This is a genomic window from Paraburkholderia mimosarum LMG 23256 = NBRC 106338 (assembly GCF_000739815.1).
Classification (GTDB): Bacteria; Pseudomonadota; Gammaproteobacteria; order Burkholderiales; family Burkholderiaceae; genus Paraburkholderia; species Paraburkholderia mimosarum.
The window spans coordinates 50,406-56,405 of the sequence record NZ_BBJJ01000045.1 but is presented as its reverse complement, the minus strand read 5'-3'; the positions used below and the strand labels follow the sequence as shown (position 1 = coordinate 56,405).

Below are 6,000 nucleotides of genomic sequence, written 5' to 3'. Positions count from 1 at the left end.
TCGGCGCCTTCAGCTCACCGTTCTTCACCATCTCGTTGAACGCCTGGCCGAGACGATAGCGATCCTTCACGCCCACCCAGCAGATACGCGCCGGCAGCCCCTGGAATGCGATGCGCTCGCGCGCCATGTCGAGCCAGTTGTGCAGGTGCGGATCGTCGGGAATCAGCTCCTTGACCTTCGCGTCCGTCTTGTAGATGTCCTCGGGATCGCCCGAGAGCGCGACCCAGCGGAACGGCCCCTTGCCCTCGCAGAACAGCGGACGGATATACGCGGGCACGAAGCCCGGGAAATCGAACGCGTTTTCCACGCCCATTTCCAGCGCCATCTGGCGGATGTTGTTGCCGTAGTCGAGCGTGGCCGCCCCGCGCGCCTGCAGCGTGAGCATCGCGCGCACCTGGTTGGCCATCGATTCCTTCGCGACCTTCACGATCGTTTCGGGCGCAACCTTCTGCGCTTCGCGCCACTGCGCGACTGTCCAGCCCTGCGGCAGATAACCGTTGATGGGATCGTGCGCGCTCGTCTGATCCGTCACGCAGTCGGGCGTGATGCCGCGCTTCACGAACTCGGCGAACACGTCCGCCGCGTTGCCGAGCAGGCCCACCGAAACCGGCTTGCCCGTGTGCTTCGCTTCCGCGACGATGGCGAGCGCCTCGTCGATGGTCTTCGCCTTGCGGTCCACGTAGCGCGTCTTCAGGCGGAAGTCGATGCGCGTCTCGTCGCATTCCACGGCGATCATCGAGAAGCCCGCCATGGTCGCCGCGAGCGGCTGCGCGCCGCCCATGCCGCCCAGACCGCCGGTGAGGATCCAGCGGCCCTTCGGGTCGCCGTTGAAGTGCTGGTTCGCGACCGAATAGAAGGTTTCGTAGGTGCCCTGCACGATGCCCTGCGAGCCGATGTAGATCCAGCTGCCCGCCGTCATCTGGCCGTACATCATGAGGCCCTTGCGGTCCAGTTCGTGGAAATGCTCCCACGTGGCCCAGTGCGGCACGAGGTTCGAGTTCGCGAGCAGCACGCGCGGCGCGTCGGCGTGCGTGCGGAACACGCCCACGGGCTTGCCCGACTGGATCAGCAGCGTCTCGTCTTCGTTCAGGTCCTTCAGCGACGCGAGGATCTGGTCGAAACACTCCCAGTTGCGCGCGGCGCGGCCAATGCCGCCGTACACCACGAGTGCATGCGGATGCTCGGCGACCTCGGGGTCCAGATTGTTCTGGATCATCCGGTAGGCGGCTTCCGCAAGCCAGGTCTTGCAGACCTTCTCCGCGCCGCGCGGCGCGCGGATCGTGCGGGTCGGATCGAGGCGGGGGGCGGTGAAGTTCGGGTGGTTCATGGCGTTCGTTCGGGTCTGGATAGCAGGCTGATGGACGGCGCTCCGCCTGTGCGACGCCTTCAACGTAGAAGGCAATGAGCGCTGCAACGTGGATTAAGTCTAACGCCGCCAAGTTGTATATACAACTCGTTTCAATAAAACCAGGGTAGGTAGTTACCCTGGCGTATTTGCCAGCGTTCGACGATCCGGAACGAGGAACCGGCACGCGCGCCGCGCAGCGCCATGACTAGACAAGACCTCGGCAAACAGCACGATGCCCCACAACGCGTCCGGCGCGACGGGGCGACGCCCGCCCTACCAAAAAGGCGGGCTCTGGAGAGATAGAGGTAGGGAACGACTGCGCGCTTGCATCCGAATGGCAAACGCGCTTCAGCGGCGGGGGGACTGCGGGCGAACGAGAAGTCGGAAAAAGAGCGGCCCGTGCCGCGTCAAACCGTGCCCGCCAGATGAAAGCGCGAAGCCGGATGCCACAGGCGCACGGCCGTCGCCACGTGAGGTCCCACCCACGTGCGGCGCAGCAACAGCAGGCACGGCTCGCCGATCTCCATTTCCAGATATTGGCGCACGCGCGCGTCGGGCTTCTGTGCGTAGATGCGGAACTCGGCACGCTGGATCGGCGCGAGGCGCACCATATAGTGATTCGGCGTTTCGACCGTGAAGTCCTGAGCCAGGTAATCGGGGAACACCTCGGGATTCACGTAGCGGTCTTCGTACTGGATCGGCTCGCCTTCTTCGCTGTGCACGATGCGCGAGTGGAACACCGGCCCGGCGTCCAGCTCGAGTTCGGCGATCGCAGTCGGATCGTCGCTCGACTCGAGCGCCAGCACGCGCGCCGAATGGCGATGGCCGCGCGCCGCGATTTCGTCGGCGATATTGCGGATCTGCAGCACCGTCGATTCGTACTGGCGCGGCGCCACGTAAGTGCCCGATCCACGCACGCGGTTCAGCACGCCTTCGGCCATCAGCTCGCGCAGCGCGCGCGACACCGTCATGCGCGCAACGCCGAACTCCTTCACGAGTTCCGTTTCGGACGGCACCACGTCGCCGGGCCGCAGGTCGCCGCTTTCGATCTGCGCAAGCACGTGGCGCTTGATCTGTTCATAGGCGGGCAGAGGGGCACTGCGGACCGTCTTCTTTTGCATGGTCTCGATCTTCGAATGAACGGGAGGTCGCCGGAACAAGGGCCGCCCGGTTCGGCCCGGAGCTGCGGCGGCCCACATTGTACCGCCCCTTAAAGCGCGGCCGCGCGCGATCGGCGAGGCAGTCCGGCACGGCATCGCACCGCCGCGCGCCCCGCGTCTGCTGTTATACGGGCTCGGCGGCGAGCGCAGCCTGCCAGCGCACGAGCACCACGCGCGCGCGCACACCCCGCCCGTCCACGCCCGGACTCAGGCTCACCGCGCCGCGATGCGACTGCGCGATCTCCCGCACGATCGCAAGCCCAAGGCCGGTGCCTTCCGTCTCGGCCGCGGCGCGGAAAAAAGGCTCGAACACACGTGCGCGCGCTTCCGCGGGAATGCCGCGGCCGTCGTCGAGCACTTCGAGGGCGACCGTCTCGCCGCTCGCCTGCACCGACACCGTCACATGCCCGCCTGCGGGCGTATAGCGCAGCGCATTGTCGACGAGATTGCTGACCATCGCGCGCAACAGCTCGCGATGCCCCGCCACCACCGCCTGCCCGGGCTCGTCCGGCAACTCCGCGCCGAGATCGATGCCGCGCGTCTGCGCGAGCAGCGCGAGCGCTTCCACCACTTCGCGCGCGAGCTGCGCTACGTCGACGGGTGCGGCCGGCAACTGGGCGGGGTCGAGCGCCTCGGCCTGCGCGAGCAGCAGCAACTGGTTCGTGAGCGCGACCATCGAGCGGTTGCTCTGGTGCATGGCCGCCAGCACCTCGTCGAGCGCGGGATCCACGGCCTTTTGCTGGCGCGCGTACTGCAGTTGCGTGCCGAGCAGCGTGAGCGGCGTGCGCAACTGGTGCGCCGCATCGGCGATGAAGCGGCGCTGCGCCGCCGTCTGCGCGGAGAGGCGTGCGATGCATTGATTGATCGCATCGACAACGGGCCGCAGCTCGGTATGCAGCCCTGCCGCGCGAACCGGTTCGAGATGCGAAGGATCGCGGTCGGCCACGTCGTTCTTGAGCTTCATGAGCGGGCGCAGCTCGAACGTGAGGCCGATGCAGGCGAGCGCCACGGCCAGCATGACCATGCCGATCTGGCGCAGCAGCTGGGGACGCCACAAGGCCTCGACCATCGCGTCGCGCGAGCGCTCGGTCTTGCCCACCGAAACGCGCACGCGCGAGATGTGGCCGTTGTCGTACATGGAGCGCACCACGCTCACCGCACGCACGGCCTGATCGCGCAGCGCCGCGTCGTACCACACGGGCGCATCGACGGCGGGCGCCGAAGCCGCATGCGGAAAGTCGGGCATGCCCGCGAGCAGCGAGCCGCCCTCCACGCGTACGTTGTAGAACACCTGGTCCTGCTGCGGCGAGGCGAAGAGTTCGAGCGCCGCGGGCGGCACGTCGGCGCGCAACGCGCCGTCCGCCCATTGCACCGAACCCGCGATCATGCGCGCGGACGAAAGCAGCCCCCCGTCCTGCACGAGATCGGCGGTCTGGCGGGCGGCGCGATACTCGGAGGTCGCCGTGAAGCTCACGTAGAGCGCGAGCGGCACGAGCATCCACCACAGGAGCCGGATGCGCAGGCTACCGGTCATGGCGGCACGCGTTCGTCGTCATAGCGCCTCGTCCTTCCTGCGCAGCAGATAGCCGAGGCCGCGCAGCGTGACGATCACGGCCGAACTGCCTTCGAGCTTCTTGCGCAGCCGGGAGACGTAGATTTCGATGGCGTCCTCGCTGGGCTCGTCGGCGAGCGTGAAGATCGCATCGACGAGCGCGGCCTTCGAAACCGTCTGGCCGAGCCGCAGAATCAGCGTTTCGAGCACCGTGCGCTCGCGTGGCGTCACGTTCAGCGGCGCGCCCTTCAACGCGAACTGGCGCGTGTTGATGTCGAAAACGAGATCGCCGCAGCCGATTTCGTTCGCGCGCGCGGGCGTCTGCCGGCGAATCAGCACCTTGATGCGCGCCACGAGTTCGCGCACCTCGAAAGGCTTGACGAGGTAGTCATCGGCGCCCGCACCGAGCAGCTCCACCTTTTCGTCGATCGAGCCGCTTGCCGTGAGCACCATCACGGGCGTCGGGTCGCCGCGCTGACGCAGCCGCCTCAGCACGTTCTTGCCCGAGAGCTTCGGCAGATTGAGGTCGAGCAGCACCACGTCGTAGTGATTGGACCGCAGCAGCTGGTCGGCGGCCTCGCCGTCCTGCACGGCGTCGAAGGCGAACGCCTGCGCCTCCAGCGTCCTGACGAGCCAGTGCGCCAGCGTGGGATTGTCTTCGATCAGCAGCAACTTCATGGGCGGTGCAGGCAAGGCGGCGAAGGTTTCGGGGGAATCGATTGTGCCGTTGCGGGCGGGTCGCCGCCCTGCGGGTTAACACGGACGTTTTCGTGTGGGCCTGGAAGGCTGGCAGAAGGCTTACAGTTTTTATAATCGACTTCATCCATCAGAAAGCGCCGCCCTTGACGCGCGGCGCCCCAGCAAAAGGAGACTCCACGATGCCTACCCTGCGCCAGATCGCCGCCGTATCGAGCGTCGCGTTCGCCCTTGCCGCCGGCTCCACGGCTGCCCACGCGGAAAAGATCACGATCATGGTCGGCGGCGCCACCAAGATCATCTATCTGCCCGCCAAGCTGACCGAGCAGCTCGGCTACTTCAAGGACGAAGGCCTCGACGTCGAGATCCAGTCGCAGCCGGCCGGCGTGGACGCCGAGAACGAACTGCTCGCGGGCGCGGTGCAAGGCGTGGTGGGCTTCTACGACCACACCATCGACCTGCAGAGCAAGGGCAAGGAAGTGCAAACCCTCGTGGTGTTCGGCCAGGTGCCGGGCGAGGTCGAAATGGTCTCGAACGCTGCGGCCGGCACGCTGAAGAGCATGGCCGACGTGAAGGGCAAGACGCTCGGCGTGACGGGCCTCGGCTCCTCCACGAGCTTCCTCACGCAGTACCTCGCACAGCGCGCGGGCGTGCCCGCCACTCAGTACACGCTGCTGCCGGTGGGCGCGGACAACACCTTCATCGCCGCGATCAAGCAGAACCGCATCGATGCGGGCATGACCACGGAGCCCACGGTCTCGCGCCTGCTGCAAACCGGCGACGCCAAGGTGCTCGTCGACATGCGCACGCTCGAAGGCACGCGCGCGGCGCTCGGCGGCACGTACCCCGCCTCGAGCTTCTACGTGCAGCGCGCCTGGGCGCAATCGCACAAGGACGATGCGACGAAGCTCGCGCATGCATTCTCGCGCACGCTCAACTTCATCGCCACGCATAGCGCCGACGAAATCGCCTCGAAAATGCCGAAGGACTACTACGGCAGCAACAAGGAACTCTACGTGGCCGCGCTGAAGAACTCGCTGCCGATGTTCACGAAGGACGGCCGCATGCCCGCGGACGGCCCGGATACGGTGCTCAAGGTGCTCGCGGCGTTCAATCCTTCGGTGAAGGGCAAGCACATCGACCTCGCGAAGACGTACTCGAACGACTATCTGCCGGCCGCGACGGCCACGGCGTCGAAGTAAGCGCCGAGGCAAGCAGAAGGCCCCACGTTCAGCCCACCGAAA

5 protein-coding genes are annotated in these 6,000 nt (G+C 66.7%); 1 reads left to right on the top strand and 4 read right to left on the bottom strand.

Annotation, left to right across the window (positions count from 1 at the left end):
- The 4 genes from hutU to BMI01S_RS25905 all read right to left on the bottom strand — a co-directional run.
- Positions 1–1,327: urocanate hydratase (hutU, locus tag BMI01S_RS25920; protein WP_042290969.1), on the bottom strand; the 1,327-nt coding region annotated here is incomplete at its 3' end.
- 428 nt (positions 1,328–1,755) lie between these two features.
- The gene (hutC, locus tag BMI01S_RS25915) at positions 1,756–2,469 is read right to left on the bottom strand and encodes a histidine utilization repressor (protein WP_028214692.1); all 714 of its coding nucleotides are present in this window, start codon (positions 2,467–2,469) and stop codon (positions 1,756–1,758) included.
- A gap of 163 nt (positions 2,470–2,632) precedes the next feature.
- Positions 2,633–4,042 carry a sensor histidine kinase gene (locus BMI01S_RS25910; protein WP_028231975.1) on the bottom strand — a complete coding sequence of 470 codons (1,410 nt, stop codon included), beginning with the start codon at positions 4,040–4,042 and terminating at the stop codon, positions 2,633–2,635.
- An 18-nt stretch (positions 4,043–4,060) separates the two neighbouring features.
- The gene (locus BMI01S_RS25905) at positions 4,061–4,738 is read right to left on the bottom strand and encodes a response regulator (RefSeq protein ID WP_028214690.1); all 678 of its coding nucleotides are present in this window, start codon (positions 4,736–4,738) and stop codon (positions 4,061–4,063) included.
- 200 nt (positions 4,739–4,938) lie between these two features.
- Between BMI01S_RS25905 and BMI01S_RS25900 the strand changes: the two genes are divergently transcribed.
- Positions 4,939–5,958, top strand: a complete 1,020-nt coding sequence (locus BMI01S_RS25900; protein WP_028214689.1) for an ABC transporter substrate-binding protein — start codon at positions 4,939–4,941, stop codon at positions 5,956–5,958.
- Positions 5,959–6,000: the final 42 nt, after the last annotated feature.

Excerpts from the sequence above, each read along its gene's own strand:
- BMI01S_RS25905 (WP_028214690.1), bottom strand. The coding sequence starts at position 4,738 with ATGAAGTTGCTGCTGATCGAAGACAATCCCACGCTGGCGCACTGGCTC.
- BMI01S_RS25910 (WP_028231975.1), bottom strand. The coding sequence starts at position 4,042 with ATGACCGGTAGCCTGCGCATCCGGCTCCTGTGGTGGATGCTCGTGCCG.
- hutC (WP_028214692.1), bottom strand. The coding sequence starts at position 2,469 with ATGCAAAAGAAGACGGTCCGCAGTGCCCCTCTGCCCGCCTATGAACAG.
- BMI01S_RS25900 (WP_028214689.1), top strand. The coding sequence starts at position 4,939 with ATGCCTACCCTGCGCCAGATCGCCGCCGTATCGAGCGTCGCGTTCGCC.